The 15,236-nt window shown below is 65.3% G+C and carries 9 protein-coding genes; 2 read left to right on the top strand and 7 right to left on the bottom strand.

The genetic code is table 11. The annotated features are described in order from the left end of the window. Nucleotides 1–147 precede the first annotated feature (147 nt). The 3 genes from FRC98_RS12795 to asnB are packed head-to-tail and all read right to left on the bottom strand — an operon-like array spanning nt 148 to nt 5,068. Complete coding sequence (locus tag FRC98_RS12795) at nt 148–1,563, bottom strand: glycosyltransferase family 2 protein (RefSeq protein WP_230467563.1); 1,416 nt, start codon at nt 1,561–1,563, stop codon at nt 148–150. Continuing rightward, nucleotides 1,548–2,957, bottom strand: a complete 1,410-nt coding sequence (locus tag FRC98_RS21550) for a hypothetical protein (RefSeq protein WP_230467564.1) — start codon at nt 2,955–2,957, stop codon at nt 1,548–1,550. The genes FRC98_RS12795 and FRC98_RS21550 overlap by 16 nt, the downstream gene beginning before the upstream one ends. Then, nucleotides 2,954–5,068, bottom strand: coding sequence for an asparagine synthase (glutamine-hydrolyzing) (gene asnB, locus FRC98_RS12800; protein ID WP_146981829.1), 2,115 nt, complete (start codon nt 5,066–5,068; stop codon nt 2,954–2,956). The genes FRC98_RS21550 and asnB overlap by 4 nt, the downstream gene beginning before the upstream one ends. A gap of 412 nt (nt 5,069–5,480) precedes the next feature. On the opposite strand from asnB, the gene glpD reads away from it, so the two are divergent. Further along, a complete protein-coding gene (gene glpD, locus FRC98_RS12805; protein ID WP_230467565.1) occupies nt 5,481–7,166 on the top strand; it encodes a glycerol-3-phosphate dehydrogenase in 1,686 nt (561 codons plus the stop codon). 133 nt (nt 7,167–7,299) lie between these two features. Here the strand turns inward: glpD and FRC98_RS12810 are convergent, their stop codons facing one another. The 4 genes from FRC98_RS12810 to FRC98_RS12825 all read right to left on the bottom strand — a co-directional run bounded on the left by FRC98_RS12810 (nt 7,300) and on the right by FRC98_RS12825 (nt 12,314). Then, nucleotides 7,300–8,511, bottom strand: coding sequence for a Dickkopf N-terminal cysteine-rich domain-containing protein (locus FRC98_RS12810; RefSeq protein ID WP_146981831.1), 1,212 nt, complete (start codon nt 8,509–8,511; stop codon nt 7,300–7,302). Nucleotides 8,512–8,621: 110 nt separating this feature from the next. Continuing rightward, the gene (locus FRC98_RS12815; RefSeq protein ID WP_146981832.1) at nt 8,622–9,899 is read right to left on the bottom strand and encodes a hypothetical protein; all 1,278 of its coding nucleotides are present in this window, start codon (nt 9,897–9,899) and stop codon (nt 8,622–8,624) included. Nucleotides 9,900–10,111: 212 nt separating this feature from the next. After that, nucleotides 10,112–11,152, bottom strand: coding sequence for a diacylglycerol/lipid kinase family protein (locus tag FRC98_RS12820; RefSeq protein WP_146981833.1), 1,041 nt, complete (start codon nt 11,150–11,152; stop codon nt 10,112–10,114). 82 nt (nt 11,153–11,234) lie between these two features. Beyond that, nucleotides 11,235–12,314, bottom strand: a complete 1,080-nt coding sequence (locus FRC98_RS12825) for a Gfo/Idh/MocA family protein (RefSeq protein ID WP_230467566.1) — start codon at nt 12,312–12,314, stop codon at nt 11,235–11,237. Between the two features lie 229 nt (nt 12,315–12,543). On the opposite strand from FRC98_RS12825, the gene FRC98_RS12830 reads away from it, so the two are divergent. Continuing rightward, nucleotides 12,544–15,114 carry an FHA domain-containing protein gene (locus FRC98_RS12830; RefSeq protein WP_230467567.1) on the top strand — a complete coding sequence of 857 codons (2,571 nt, stop codon included), beginning with the start codon at nt 12,544–12,546 and terminating at the stop codon, nt 15,112–15,114. The last annotated feature ends 122 nt before the right edge of the window (nt 15,115–15,236 follow it).

The raw sequence follows: 15,236 nt of genomic DNA on the forward strand, positions 1-15,236 counted from the left end.
ATGTTGATGTCGCTGGATGCGAGATTGAGAGTGACGCGGGCAAGGCGCAAAACGCAGGCGATGCTGAAAGCATCGTCGAGGCTTTGCAACGCAGCACGCGGTGCACTCAATGCAGCAGACGCGACCTCAACGAGAGCTCATGGCGTACTATTCAGCAGCAGCCGTGGGCGGCTCCTGCCGGTCTTCGTTGTCTTCGCGCAGCAGGCGATCGAGCATCCAGCGATCAAAATCGCTCTTAAGCTGAAAACTCTCCCGCCAGGGCATCACCACATGCGAGATGCTCTTGCCGTGGTAATCGTCCGGGCGGATCGCGTCGCGCCATACCGCGGTGATGGCGCCGTTAAAGACGTAGAGCCCCTCGCGCTCCAGGCGCAGCTTACGCATCATCGCGGGGTTGAGGGGCTCCAGGCCGTCGGCGCCATGCTGAAAGTGCATGTCGAAGTCTTCGTAAACGCTGATCACGCTGTCGGCGTCGTAAAGCACCAGAGTGTCGAGCGCCTTGGTGATATGTTCGGCGCGACGCAGCGGGCTGTGGGCGCTGAGCACCACCACCACATCGGCAAAAAGGTCGTGGTCAGTCTCCAGACGCGTGACGGCGTCGTACACAACCTCCGAGAGCTTGCGGTCGGCCTCCGAGAGCGCGGAGGGGCGCAGCATCGCCGGGATGTCGCGCATGGTGCAGTGCTCCACCACCCGCGGGCAGTCGGTGGTGACCCAGATTTCATCAAAACGCCCGCTGGCCCGCGCCGCCTCCAGGGTGTGGTCGATGAGCGGGCGGCCGCCGACCTCCTTCAAGACCACGTCCGGCATGCTCTTGTAGGTGTTTTTGGCGGGCACAATCCCCACCACCCGCGGCTTGACCGCTCCTTCGAGCTTCTCGGCCAGGGAGCGTTTGATCTGGCGACGCGCGGTGAGCAGGCGATCCTCATTACGGCTGAGCGACTCAGGGTGCTGGCGGTAGAAAAAGAGGGGCGTGGCCACCCCCTCCACCGCATAATGCCGGGAGACCTTGAGCCAGAGCTCATAGCCATCCTGCGCGTTGTGGCGCTCGTCGTAGCCGCCCAGCGCCTTGAGCACCCGGCGGCGGACCATCGTGCAGGCCCCGTGCGCCGGCAGGTCGAGCAGGCGCGCCTCGCTGCCGGGGAGCTTGCGTTGCTCCACCCCCAGAAAACGCCCCTCGGCGTCGACATAGAAGTAGTTGGGGTAGACCAGCGCCACCTCCGCGCGGCGCTCCATGCGCTCGCTCATCACCAGCAGCGCCGACTCATCGAGCCAGTCGTCGGCGTCCAGGCGCATGATGTACTTACCGCGGGCCATTTCCAGCACGCGGTTGGCGTTGCGCTGCAGGCCCTGCGCCTCCTCGTGGCGCAGCACACGAATGCGCTGCGGATCCTGCTCCTGATAACGCTGGCAGATCTCCGGCGTCTCATCGCTGGAGGCATCATCGACGATGATCAGCTCCCAGTTTTGCAGGCTCTGCGCCAGTACACTCTCGACGGCCTGCTCCAGATAACGCCCGTAGTTATGGCAGGTGATATATACGCTGACTAACGGCCTCTCCATCTCGCCCCCCTGCGAAAATCTTCGGTGAAGTAGGCAAATGTGCGCGTGCGTGCCTTCGATGTGGGCTCGGCAAAGGACGCGCCGCCGGTCCCCTGGCCTCCCATCAGGCCGGCGCGCAGCCGCCAGGGGCGCGCGCTCAAGATCAGGAGCACCAGCAGGTACATCGGCATCATGGGCACCCGGTAGCGCGAGAGGGTGCCCAGGTTGGTGGTCGCAAGCCCCACGCCCAGGCCGAAGAGCAGCACAAAGACCACGCAAAAGATCAGCGGCGGTGAGCTGCGCAGCACCCGCCACGCCCCCCTCGCCCCCAGTACCCATAAGATGCGCACCCAGAGCAAAAGCACCAGCGTGGTCTCCACCGCGTTGATGGCCGCCACCGCGTTATGGGCCTCAAAGATAAAGGGCCGAAAAAGCGAGGCCGAGATCGCCAGCGGCGCAAAGGCCAGCTGCCCCCCCAGGCTGGTCGTGGTGCCGTCGCCGATGCTGTACGAGGAGCCCCCCTGGATGCGTTCGCCCTGGTACTGCAGGTTGGCCGTCTCCTCAGCCAGTGAGTCCAGGGAGTACTGCGGAAAGATCTGCCCCAGGCCGATCATACCGCCCACACACATCGCCCCTAAGATCGCGATCTGAAAGGGCTTTTTGGCAATCGCAACCGTACCATGCGTGGCCATCGCGCGCCGCCAGTACCACCAGAGCGCGGCGGCAGCCACCATCGGAAAGAGGATGTAGCTCTTGACCAGGGCCACGGCCACCGCACCGGCGGCCAGCCATAAAATCCCCCAGCCCTTGCCGCGGCGGCCCAGCAGGCGGTGCAGCCCGTAGATCATCCACCCTAAGCCCCCCATCGCCACCGCCTCCTTAACGACCCCGCTCGTCCAGAAGACCGCCGAGGGCACCAGCAGCGTGGCCACCATCACCTGCAGGCGCAGCTCGCGGCCGAAATGCGCGCTGAAGGTGCGGTACATCGCCAGCTGCCCGCTGAACGCCACAAAGCTCAAGATCAGCCCGCAGCCAAACATCGAAGAGCCCGTCAGAATCAGCAAAAACGCCGTGATGCCGATCATCGTGGTCGTCGACGTCCCCTCCTGCCCGAAGACCTCAATGGGGATCTCGGCGGGCTGCTGGAAGATCAGGCGCAGCACCTCCGGGCCCCAGCGCAGCGGGTCGACGCGAATGTAGTCGGCCAGCGCCTCGCCATAGCCGTAATAGACCTCCATATCGCCGCGGCCGAAGAACTCGTAGGTGAGCACGATCAGCACAAAGGCAGCGATGACGTGCGCCCAGAAGCTCATCCACACAAAGCGGCGATCCTCGCCAGGGAGCCGGGTCTGGCCCACAAAGAGGGCGAAGACGCCGGTGAAGATCAGGATGGTGCAGGCAAAAACCTCATTCATCGGCGACCCACCATCGAGGGTGAGCCCACCAGGGTGGGGCTGGTGGTGCGGCCGGCGGCGCGGCGGCTGCGGCCGGGATGCTGATGCTCAAGCCAGGCCTGAAACATCAAGACGTTCCAGAGCTCGTAGGCCCGCGAGCGTTTTCCGCTGATATGTTCGCGCCAGATCGCGCGCACCGGCTCGGGGTGAAAGAAGCCCTCCCGCTCCAGGCGTTCCGGACTTAACAGAGCCTCGGCCCAGGGGCGCAGCTCGGAGCGCAGCCAGGCATCGAGCGGCACGCCAAACCCCATCTTCGGCCGCTCCACCAGCGCCCGCGGCACATAGCGATAAAGCACGCGCCTCAAGATATGTTTGCCCTCTCGCCCCCGCACCTTCATGCCTAAAGGCAGGCGCCAGGCAAAGGCCACCACGCGGTGGTCGAGCAGGGGCACGCGGGCCTCCAGGCTCACGCCCATCGAGGCGCGATCGACCTTGGTGAGGATGTCGTCGGGCAGATAACCCACCAGATCGCGGTACATCCAGCGCTCGGCCAGGCTTGCGACCTGGGGCTCCTGGTCCCAGCTCCAGGTGCGGGGGGGCTCCTGCAGATCGCGCACCGCCAGATGGCCGGTCGGCCAGTTGGTGAGCAGGCGCCGGTAAAGATCTTCGGCGTCGGGGGTGTCGAGGAGCTCGGCGAGTTTGTGGAGTTTGTCGCCGACCAGTCGAAGTCGGCCGGGGGTGGGCTCGGAGCTTGTGGAGGATGCTCCCGATGCGCCCAAAAGACGCTCGCGCAGCTCCTCCAGCAGGCGGCGCAGCCTGGCGCTCGGGCGCAGTGCGCCCTGGTTGAGGCCGGCCAGAAGCGCCTCCCACTGCCCCGGGCTCAGCCACAAAAGCGCGCGCCCCACCTGCTCGCGCACGGGCACGGGCACCCGGCTCATGCCCTCCCAGATCGGCGGCCCCCACACATGGCGGTTGTAGCCCCCAAACACCTCATCGCCCCCGTCGCCACTCAAGGCCACGGTGACCTTCTGGCGCGCAAGCTCGCTGACCAGAAAGGTGGGGATCTGCGAGGCGTCCGCAAAGGGCTCATCGTAGAGGGCGGGCAAGTTTGCGATGACCTCCAGCGCATCGGCCGGCTCCACGATCAGCGAGGTATGCTCGGTGCCCAGAAAACGCGCCACCTGCGCGGCATCATTGGCCTCATTGTAGCGGGCCTCGGCGTTGCCGATCGAAAAGGTCTGAATGGGGCGACCGGACTGCGCCTGCATCAGAGCCACGACCGTCGTCGAGTCGATGCCGCCGGATAAAAAGGCCCCCAGGGGCACATCGGCCACCATGCGCTGACCGACGGCGCGGCGCAGCTCGCGCTCGAGCTCATCGGTGGCCTGCTCCTCATCGCCCATAAATGGCGAGCGCACCCCCAGCGCGACGACCTCCTCGGCGCGCCACCAGCGATGCTCCTCGACCCGGGCTTTGCCCGGATCGCGGATGGTGAGCATCGCGCCCGGGCGCACCTTGTAGACCCCCTCGTAGATGGCGTGGGCGCCGCCGACGGCCGAGCGGCTCAAAAACCCGGCCAGGGCGCGACGGTCGATCTGAGGATCAAAGCCGGGGTAGGCCCGCAGCGCCTTGAGCTCCGAGCCAAAGAGCAGCACCTGCCCGTGCCAGGCCCAGTAAAGAGGCTTGATCCCTAAGCGATCGCGCACCAGATGCAGCTCGGCGCGCTCCCGATCCCACAGGGCCATGGCAAACATGCCCACCATCTGCCTCAAACTCTCTTCGAGGCCAAAGGTCTGCACCGCCCCCAGGATCACCTCGGTGTCCGAGCCTCCCACAAAGGGGTAGTTTCCGCGGGTGGCTTCGAGCACCCGGGCCTTGAGCTCGGCGAAGTTATAAACCTCCCCGTTGTAGACCAGCGCCCAGCGCCCGTCGGCCGAGAACATCGGCTGGCGGCCCCGGTCGGAGCAGTCCAGGATCGCCAGGCGTCGATGCCCCAGCGCCAGCCCGTGACGCCCGTCAAACCAGTAGCCCGCCCCATCCGGCCCCCGGTGGCGCAAGGCGTTGGTCATCGCAAAGATCACCGGCTCAAAGCGCGCGCAGCGCCGGTCCCAGAACCCCGCAAGTCCACACATCGATCCCCCCTCCCATCAGACGTTTCAGTTCATGAAAAGCTAAACATCTTCAACGCCTTGAGTACTACGCTGTGAGCAGAAGTTGACGCTGGTGGATGCGAAATTGAGAGTGACGCGGGCAAGGCGCAAAACGCAGGCGATGCTTTAGCATCGTCGAGGCTTTGCAACGCAGCCCGCGGTGCTCTCAATGCAGCAGACACAGCGTCAACGATAGCTCACGGCGTAATAGTACGCCCCGACGCCGGCCCACGCTCGTCAGCCGCGACGAATCGAAGCCCCCCGTTGCTTTTGACGCACCCCGTCATTAAGTTGACCGGCGTCGGCCCGAGGGCGGCACAAACCTGCGCACCAACCCCTCTAAATTCCACAAAAAATTCAAAGACTTATGAGCAAAAACACCTCAAGACAGGCGATGTGGGACGCGCTCGGAGAGCCCGTCGATCTTTTGATCATTGGCGGCGGCATCAACGGCGCGGGCATCGCCCGCGACGCTGCGCGTCGCGGGCTCAAGGTCGCGCTGGTGGAGGCCCGCGACCTGGCTTACGGCACAAGCTCGCGCTCCTCCAAGCTCGTGCACGGCGGGCTTCGCTACCTCCAGCAGTTCGAGTTCAGCCTGGTCTTTGAGGCCGTGAGCGAGCGGCGCATCCTGCTCGATATCGCGCCGCACCTTGTGCGCCCCTTAGGCTTTCTCTTTCCGGTCTACCGCAACTCCCCCCACAACCTGCTCACGCTCAAGGCGGGGATGTGGCTCTACGAGGGGCTCTCGCTCTTTCGCTCCCCCAAACGCCACCGCAAGCTCGGGGTGCGCGACGTCGCAAAAGAAGAGCCCGCGCTGACCCGCGAGGAGCTCAAAGGCGCGCCCCTCTACTACGACTGCTCCACCGACGACGCCCGCCTGACCCTGGAGAGCGCCCTCGACGCCGCCGCTCACGGGGCGACCATCGCCACCTGGACCCGCGCCCTCTCGTTCATCAAAGACGAAGAGAGTGGCCGCATCCAGGGCGCCGTCGTCAAAGATATGCTCGGCGATGGGGGGCTTAAAGAGATCCGCGCCCACGCCGTGATCAACGCCACCGGCCCCTGGACCGATCGCACCCGCGCGTTGAGCGCCGAGCCCACCTCCACGCTGCTGCGCCCCACCAAAGGCGTGCACATCGTCGTCGACCACGCGCGTCTGCCGGTCAACAACGCCGTGGTCTGTTTTCACCCCGACGACAAACGCGTGCTCTTTGCCATCCCCTGGGGTGAGCAGACCTACATCGGCACCACCGACACCGACTACAAGGGGGATCCGGGCCAGGTCTACGCCGAGGCCAGCGACGTGGAGTACCTGCTCACCGCCGCCAACGACTACTTCCCCGAACATCCCCTCACGGCCGACGATGTCATCGCCACCTGGGCCGGGCTGCGCCCGCTGATGGCCCAGGGGAGCGCCTCGGGCGCCGACATCTCCGAGAGCGAGGTCAGCCGCGAGCACCAGATCGTGGTGGGCGAAGACGGCCTGATCACCATCGCCGGCGGCAAGCTCACCACCTACCGGCGCATGTCGGCAGAAGTTGTGGAGACGGCCCTGAAGATGCTGCGCCTGGGCGATCATCTCCCCGAGACGGTGCATAACCCGCGCACCGACACCTCCCCGCTGCCCGGCGCCGCCGACTGGCCCGAGGCCGAGAGCGACGACGAGGCCTTTGAGCTCATCGCCCAACACACCCTGGAAGCCAGCCAGGGCCACCTCAGCGAACTCTCGGCGCGTTTTTTGGCCCACACCTACGGTACCCGCGCCCCGGCCCTCGGCGAGCTTGTGGCGGTCGATCCGGAGCTCGGAAAGGCTGTTACTGAGGGCCGGCCCGAGCTTTTTGTGCAGATCGACTGGGCCATCACCCACGAGCTGGCCGCCACCCTCACCGACATGCTCGTGCAGCGTACCCAGATCTTCTACCGGGCCGCCGATCAGGGCCGCCAGGCCGCGCCCCGCATCGCCGCGCATATGGCTAAAAAGCTGGGCTGGAGCGAAGAGGAGGTCGACCAGCAGGTCGCGCGCTACCTCCACGACGTGGACCTCTCCCAGCGCTGGCGTCGCGACTACGACGCCCTTTAAGCCGCAACGCTCAGCGCCCGGCGTCGGGCATTCGGCATAAAAAAAGCCTGTTTTAATCCGCGGAGGATCAAAACAGGCTTTTTTCGAACACCAGCGCTTCGGACATCAAAAGCGCCGGCGTTATTTAAGGAGCTCAGGGCGCGGGCACTTCACAGACCAGCGGTGCGCCGCAGACCGACTCCACGCCGTCGTCGCAGGTGCCGCTGGCGCAGTCCAGGCCCGATTCGCAGGACTCACCTTCAGCTGCAAGCTCGGCGCAGACACCATCGTCGTTGCACGTCAGTCCGAAGAGGCACTCGCTGGCTTCTGCGCAGAACGCGCCGAGCTCACGCGGCGCACCACAGATCGTGCCGGCTTCTTCGTCGAGCTGACCTTCGCTGTCGAAGACCGCGCCGCAGATCGTGCCCGGCGTGCAGATCGCCAGCGGGCTCTCACCACAGGCCTCACCTTCGGCGATGAGCTCGATCTCCACGGCCTGCGGCTCCTCGCAGTGGCCGAAGGTGCAACGCTCACCCTCGGCGCACTCGTCGCCGCCTTCGGTGCACTCGTCGCCGGCGCCGGCGTAAGGCACGCAGGTGGGCGCCGCACCGCTCTCGTCACAGTATTCCCAGGGCTGGCAGACACCTTCATCACCGCAGGCATTGGCGATGGCCGGGTCGACACAGGTGCCGTAGCACTCGGTGGAACCCTCATGGCTGCATTCGAGATCGCCCATGCACTCTTCGTTCTCGACGCAGGCTTCGCCCTCGTTGCGTGTGGGTTCGAGGATCGCTTCACACTCCGGCGGCGGTCCATCAAGCGCCGAGGCTTCGCAGTAGGCTGTCGCCAGCGCCTCGGCGCAGGCATCGGCCCCGTCGCGATCGAGGATCACTCGCCCATCCGCCACCGCGTCGATCGGGCCGGTGAAGCCCCACAACGCGAGCCACTCGGCCCCGCCGGCCACACACGCCTCCACCGAGCCGAAACGGCTGAGCCGGGCGACCAGGTAGGCGGCCTCATTGGAGCTGTCGGCACAGGTGTAGGCGGCCTCACAGAAGCCCGTGGCCAGCACCTGAGTGATCAGCTCCACGTCGGTGAGCTCGGGCTGCGGATCGGCATCGGCGTCCGGATCGGCATCGGCGTCGGGATCGACATCGGCGTCGGGATTCACATCCTCGTCCGGATCGACATCGTCGCCGGCATCTTCCTCGGTGGTATCGGGCTCCGGATCGGAGTCGAGCTCCGCGTCCGGACCGGCATCCTGACGCTCGGCGACCGAGGGATCGGGATCATCGCTGCAACCCACCATAAGCGCGGCGGCCATCGCGAGCGCCAGAGCGCGCATCGTCCATTGTTTTACGTTCATCTTTGCCTCCTTAAAAACATCGACTTCCTGAACATGATCAAACACTTACACCATATCAGCACTGCCGCCCCCATAGGGAGCGGCAGCGCTTTGTGGCTTACCCACAAGGTTTAAGGCAGCTCACAGACCTCGCGCATCGCGCAGGTGCCATGATCGCCGGTGACCTCATAATCATAGAAGCAGTAGCTGCTCTCACACTCACCGCTCTCCTGGCAAGGCTCACCCAGGGGCAGAAGCCCTCCGCAGATCGAGGCGCCGCCGCTCTCTTCTTCGCCACATCGCAGGCCGGCCTCACAGTCGCCCGTCTGGACGCAGGTCTCTCCGGCGCTCAGGGGGCGCTCGCAGGTGGTGACGCTGCCATTGGCCGCGGAGGTCTGGCAGGTCAGCCCGGGCAGGCAGAAGGTCTGGTCAAATTGCGAGCAGGTTTCTCCCTCTCCGGCCAGATTGATGGGCTCAGGCGCATAATCAAACTGGCAGTAGCCGCGCACGCATACAAAATCCTCGGCGCACTCGCCGCCGCCTTCGGTGCACTCATCGCCAACTTCGTAGTCCACGCACTCGGGCTCGGTGCCGCTGCGATCGCAGTAGGAGGTGGCCTCATCGCAGATGCCATCATTGCCGCAGGCGTCGGCCACCGCCGGGTCCACGCAGGTGCCGTAGCAGGGGGCGTCCTGCTCGTAGCTGTAGTCGCAACGAAGCCCGGAGGCGCAGTCCTGCAGGTTGATGCAGGCGTCGCCGGCGCTGGCCTGGCCGGCCATCGCGGTGCGGCAAGCCTCCGGAATTTGCATACCCGTCTGATCGCCCTCGGCGTTGCAGGCCGCCTCGGCGATGGCGTCGGTGCAGGCGTCGAGGAGGTCGCGGTCCACGACGATGCGGCCCTCATCGACGCTGCGAATAAGCTCGGAGAGGTCCATTGAGCCTGCGCCGGCGCGCCAGGCGTCGGTGCAGGCCTGAGCGTCGGGGTAGCGCCCCAGCGTCAGGCTCAAAAAGGCCACCTGCTGAGAGCCATCCGGACAGCTCCAGACCGCATCGCAGAAGCCGGCAATCATCGCCCGGGCCGCAGCCTCCCCATCGGTGAGCGGGCCGGGATCGTCGGCGTCAGGCTCGTCATCCACATCGGCGTCGGGATCCTCATCGGCATCCGGGTCGTTGCCCCCATCCGGATCGACGTCGGCGTCGGGATCCTCGGTGGCGTCCGGATCATCGTCCACATCCGCATCAAAGCCGGTGTCGGGGTCGTTGCCCGTGTCGCGATCTTCATCGTCGGCGTCGCGCTCATCGCCGGCGTCGTCCCGAAGATCAATCGTCTGACTCGGGCCACAGGCCGGCATCATAAGGCCCACCGTACTCAGGGCCAGCATCCCGCAGAGCCACTTCATTCTCGACATCATCGCATTCCTCCCGCGCCGCGCGCGTTGGCGACCTCCGCGCCCTCTTCCACGCGCATCAGAGCGCGAGCAGGGGGCGGAGGTTGAATTAGACCTACATCAACCCACCTTCCCCAATGCGCGCGCGCGACGCAAGCCCCCCGTGTTTGACATGATGTAAAGCGCGCTTAACCGGCCCCGCGCAAAGAGCGCATCCGCGCGGGCCGAACGCCTTATTGCAGCGGCACCGCCAGCAGGCTGGGATGATCCGAGAGCGACCATTCCACCTTCGTGCGGTAGCCGGCCGCGTCGCCGGCGACCTGGTAGCTCATCGCCTCTTCGACCTCCACTGCCACCCGCTGCACCAGCCAGTCGCCGAGCTTGCCCTCCTCAACCTCCCCCTTCCAGAAGGCCGGAAGGTCCATCAGAATGCTGGAGATCGAGCCGTTGTAGGAACGCAGCTCAAAGAAGCCCGGCTTTAAGTTGGCGTAGGGGAACATGCGGATCTTAAAGCCCCAGTAGGGGATCGTGGCCGAGCTGGTGATCTTCATCGGCCCGTCATACATCAGCTCTCCGGGGCCGACCTCGCGCACAATGCGGCCGTGCTCATCGAGCTCGTAGGCGACCTCCCCGAGGTTGGTGAAGCGGGCGTTGCGCGAGCCGCGGATGGTGGCTTTGGGGATGGTGCGCGAGCCGATCGAGAGGGCGTAGCCGCCCAGCCCCGTGGCGAAGTTCTCCAGGGCGGTGTCGCGCACCGCGGCCTTAAAGCGGTCGTAGTCGTTGAGGATGTCGGCGTCCCAGCCAAAGCCGCCGAAGGGAAAGCGATGCTCTCCGTCTTCGACCATGTTGACCTCGTGGACTTTGAGCGGAGCGCCGGCGTGCAGAGCGCGCAGATCCTCGATGATCGGGCCGGCACCCACATACGAGGCCACCGCGTTGCCGGTGCCCAGGCGCAGCACACCCACGGGCGGCGCGTCTTCACGGGCGATCTTGCCGGCTTTCACAGCGGCCTCAATGGCGTTGATCAAAAACATGATCGTGCCATCGCCCCCGCCGGTAAACACCACGTCGTAGTCCTGCGCCAGGATGCGCTCCACCGTGGTCTGCGCCTGGCGGAAGTCGTCGGTCAGGTAAAGATCACGCGCCGGCACAAAACGCTGCACCGCCTCATGGACCTCGCCAGTCCAGGCCTTGGCGCGCGCATTGAGCAGCACCGCATAGCGCCGCGGCGCCTCCACTACAAAAATACGCCCCAGATCATGCTGCTCGGTCATGAAGCCTCTTGGTACCTGATTTTTAATTCATTTCCATCGTGAGCCGCCGCGATCGGGCAACACCCCGACCACCGGCCGCCACTCAGCCGTGCTGCAGGTTGACCGCCCGTCCTCGCCGCGAGCTCTCCTGGTAGGCCAGGGTCAGCAGCAGGAGCTGGCGGGCTTCATTGGCCCCCAGCAGCGGATCTTCTTCGCCCAGGCAGGCGCCGATGAAGTTGCGCGTGGCGCGCACGAAGCTGTCTTCAAAGGCGGTGTTACGCTGGCCGTAGGCCACCTTGCGGCTGTCGCGACGAAGCTCCACCGGCGCCTCAAGCTGCGTCGGATCGGAGGACCGGATGATGTCGATGGTCCCCCGGGTGCCCTCCACCGCGATGGTCGCTTCCAGCGGGTGATAAGGGGTGCGCAGCTTGCGCTCGGGCGCGTAGTTGAGCGTCATCGTCCCGTAGCAGTCCTGCTGGAAATGCTTCCACATCGCCACCGTCGGCGCGTCGAGCTTCAGCCCCTCGCGGATGGCCGTCTCCGAGCGCCAGACCTCGATCTTCTCCACATTGCCGATCAAAAAGAGCGCGATGCAGAAGGTCTGATAACCCACATCGTAGAGCATCGGCGAGCCGCCGGAGAGCTGCGGATCGAACCGCCAGAGGGAGGCTTCGTCTTCGATGGAGGCAAAATCCCACACATCGCTCTGCCCCTTTGCCACGGTCATCGCCACGCGGATGCCGGTAGGCTTTCCGATCTCCCCGGCGTCAATCAGGTTACGGGCGTCGAGCAGGGGCTTGTAGAAGAGGCAGGGCTCATAGACCTGCACGATCTTTCCGACCTGGCGGGCCGTCTGCACGACCTGGTTGGCCTCCTCGATCGAGAGGGCAAGGGGGCGCTCCACCGAGACGTGCTTACCGGCCTGCAGGGCGTCGATGACCTGGCTTGCGTGCAGATAGTGAGGGGTAAGGATCTCGACGGCGTCGATCTCCTTATTCTCCAGCATCTCACTAAAATTCGTGTAATAGGCGCGCGCACCCCAATCCAGAGAGCGTTGAATGGCGCGGTCTTCATCGCGGTCGCACACCGCCACGATCTCCGCGCGCGGGTCCTCTTGATATCCTCTGGCGTGCAGCTCCGAGATGCTACCCGCGCCTACGATACCTACTTTCAGTCGCGCCATCGACGTCTCCGCTTCGCTCTCCATCCTGAGCCACACGCGCCCGGCCTACCACAGACCTGTCAGCCGTCGCGGGCGCCATCACCCGCTCGGCCGCGCGCAATCAGGGTCGGAGAGAATCTGCACTCTTATAAGTGAGCGCGCTCGGAATTGTCAAAACGCTATTGGCGTGGCAAGCCTGTGGAGACGAGCCTGTCATAAGGCCTCCCCCCACCCTCGGTTGAGACTGCTGATGACGCGCCAGCGCTGCCCGCAATGCGACGCCCCGATCGAGCCCGGCGCGCCCTTCTGCCCGGCGTGCGGAGCGCGCGAGCTCAGCGCGCCGGCGTTTGATGACTTCGACGCCGAGATCACCCGCACCGAGATTCAACTTCAGAGCCCCCAGCAGCGCGCGCGCCGCGAGCAGGTCGGCAAGCAGCGGGTGCGCCTGCCAGCGCTCAACACCCGGAGCGGCACCTCGGTGCGCACGCTGATCATCGGCCGCGACCACGGCTGCGACATCGTGCTCGACGCCCCCCAGATCTCTCGCCGACATGTGAGCCTCACCCCGCTGGGCCCCCAGCGCTGGCTTGCGCGCGACCTGGGCACGGCCAACGGCACCTACCTGGGCGACCGCCACCGCCGGCTCACCCAGGCCGAGGTGGGCCAGGACGACGTGCTCTTTTTAGGCAGCTACCGCTTTCCCTTAAGCCGCCTCAAAGAGTTTACGCAACGCGCCGCCAGCCCGCGCTCCGGCGGCCCTTTGAGCCTCCCGCCCGATAAGGCGGTGATCACGCTGGGGCGAGGACCCACCAACGATATTGTGCTGCAGTCGCCGCAGGTCTCGCGCCATCACGCCAGGCTTGTGCGCGAGTCCGGCGGGCTTTTTCTCGAAGATCTCTCCAGCGCAAACGGCACCTTTGTGGGGGGCCAGCGCATCCGCCGCGCGCCCATTGAGCACGATCAGATCTTCAGCCTGGGCAGCTTCGCGCTGCGCCTGGATCTTCAGAAGATGCGCCTTCAGAAGTCCTACCGCGGCGACATCTTGCTGCAGGCCGAGAACCTGCGCGTGGAGGTCCCCACCCCGCAAGGGACGCGCCGCCTGCTCGATGGCATCTCCTTTACGGTGTATCCCACGGAAATCGTTGGACTTCTCGGCCCATCCGGCGCCGGGAAAACCACGCTCCTCAACGCGCTCATCGCCTACACGCGCCCCTCGTACGGACGCACACTGCTCAACGGCGATGAGATCTTTGCGCATTACGATCGCTACCGCGGCGCCATCGGTTATGTGCCTCAGGAAGACATCATTCACAGCGAGCTGACCGTCTACCAGTCGCTCTACTACACCGCGAAGTTACGTCTTCCGCCGGACACCACCGACCAGGAAATCGACCAGCGCATCTGGCAGGTGCTCCATGATCTGGAGATCGCCCAGACCGCCGACCTGCGCATCGGCTCCCCGGAGCAAAAGGGCATCAGCGGCGGGCAGCGAAAGCGCGTGAACCTGGCGATGGAGCTTCTGACCGACCCCAGCCTGCTCTGCCTCGATGAGCCCACCAGCGGCCTGGCCAGCGAAGATGCGCTTAACGTGATGCAGCTTCTGCGGCGCCTGGCCGACCGCGGCAAGACGATCCTGCTCACCATCCACCAGCCCTCGCTTAAAGCCTATCGGCTGATGGACAACACGCTCTACCTGGCCGATGGCGAGCAGGTCTATTACGGGCCGGCCTTCCCCGACTCGATGCTCTATTTTAATCCGGAGGTCGACGCCGACTCGGAGGCCGCCGAGCCCCTTTTAAACGATCCGGGAAGCTGCATGCGCCCGCTGGTGGCCGCCGCGCGCGCCGGCGAGCCGATGGAGACCTTTGCGGCGCGCTACCGCCAGAGCGCGTATTTTGAAGAGTTTGTGGCCGCGCGAAGACGCGCCTCCGAGGAGGTTCACCTCAGCCCGGATACTCGCCGAAAGCCCCCGACCTTTGAGCTGCGCCAGCTGCGCACGCTGATCCACCGCTACCTCAACATCAAACTCAAAGATCGCGTCGGCACGCTGATCCTGTTGATCCAGGCCCCGATCGTGGCGCTCCTGCTCAACCTGGTCTTTTTTCAGGATGAGGGTGGGGTCTTTACCCGCATGGAGCACACCCCGCTGGCGCTCTTTCTGCTGGTGATCTCGGCGATCTGGTTCGGGGGCTCCAACGCCGCGCGCGAGATCGTGGGGGAGCAGGCCATCTACCGCCGCGAGCGCATGGTCAACCTCTCGATCCCGGCCTATGTGGCGAGCAAGTTTGTGGTGCTGGGGCTCTTCTGCCTGATCCAATGTGTGGCGTTGCTCTCGCTGACTTACGGCCCGCTGGGTTTTCACGGCCACCCGCTGGTGCACCTGCTCACGCTCTGGCTCTGCGCGCTGGCCGGGCTGTCCACCGGGCTGTTGCTCTCGGCGGCGGTGCGCACCAGCGAGGCGGCGATTGCGCTGGTGCCGATTGTGCTCATCCCCCAGGTGATTTTAGGCGGGGCGATCATGCCGGTGGAGCGCATGGACACGCTCACCCGCGCGCTCAGCGCCACAACCTTTAGCCGCTTTGGCTTTGAGGCGATGATCCACACCGAAGATCGCGCGCTGGCCTACGAGATCCCGCTCGATGAGCTGCCCATGGCCACCCCGGAGATGCCTGTAGCGATGCCGCTGATGCCCCATCCCCTCGATCGTTTTTACGGGGAGGCGCAGGCCGGCCAGCTTCCGGATCTGGGGGCGCTGGGAGGTTTTACCCTGGTGCTGCTCAGCGGCGTGGCGCTCACGCTGCGCCGCCGCGACATGGATTAGGACACCGTCAGCGATCATCGCTGCTGCGTTGAGAACGTCGTGGACTGCGTCGCAAAGCGTCGACGATGCGAAGTTTTGAACGTCGTAGCCAGCGCCCGCAACATGTGCTCACAGCATCGTAA

Origin of the sequence: Lujinxingia vulgaris, from assembly GCF_007997015.1 — a bacterium.
Classification (GTDB): Bacteria; Myxococcota_A; Bradymonadia; order Bradymonadales; family Bradymonadaceae; genus Lujinxingia; species Lujinxingia vulgaris.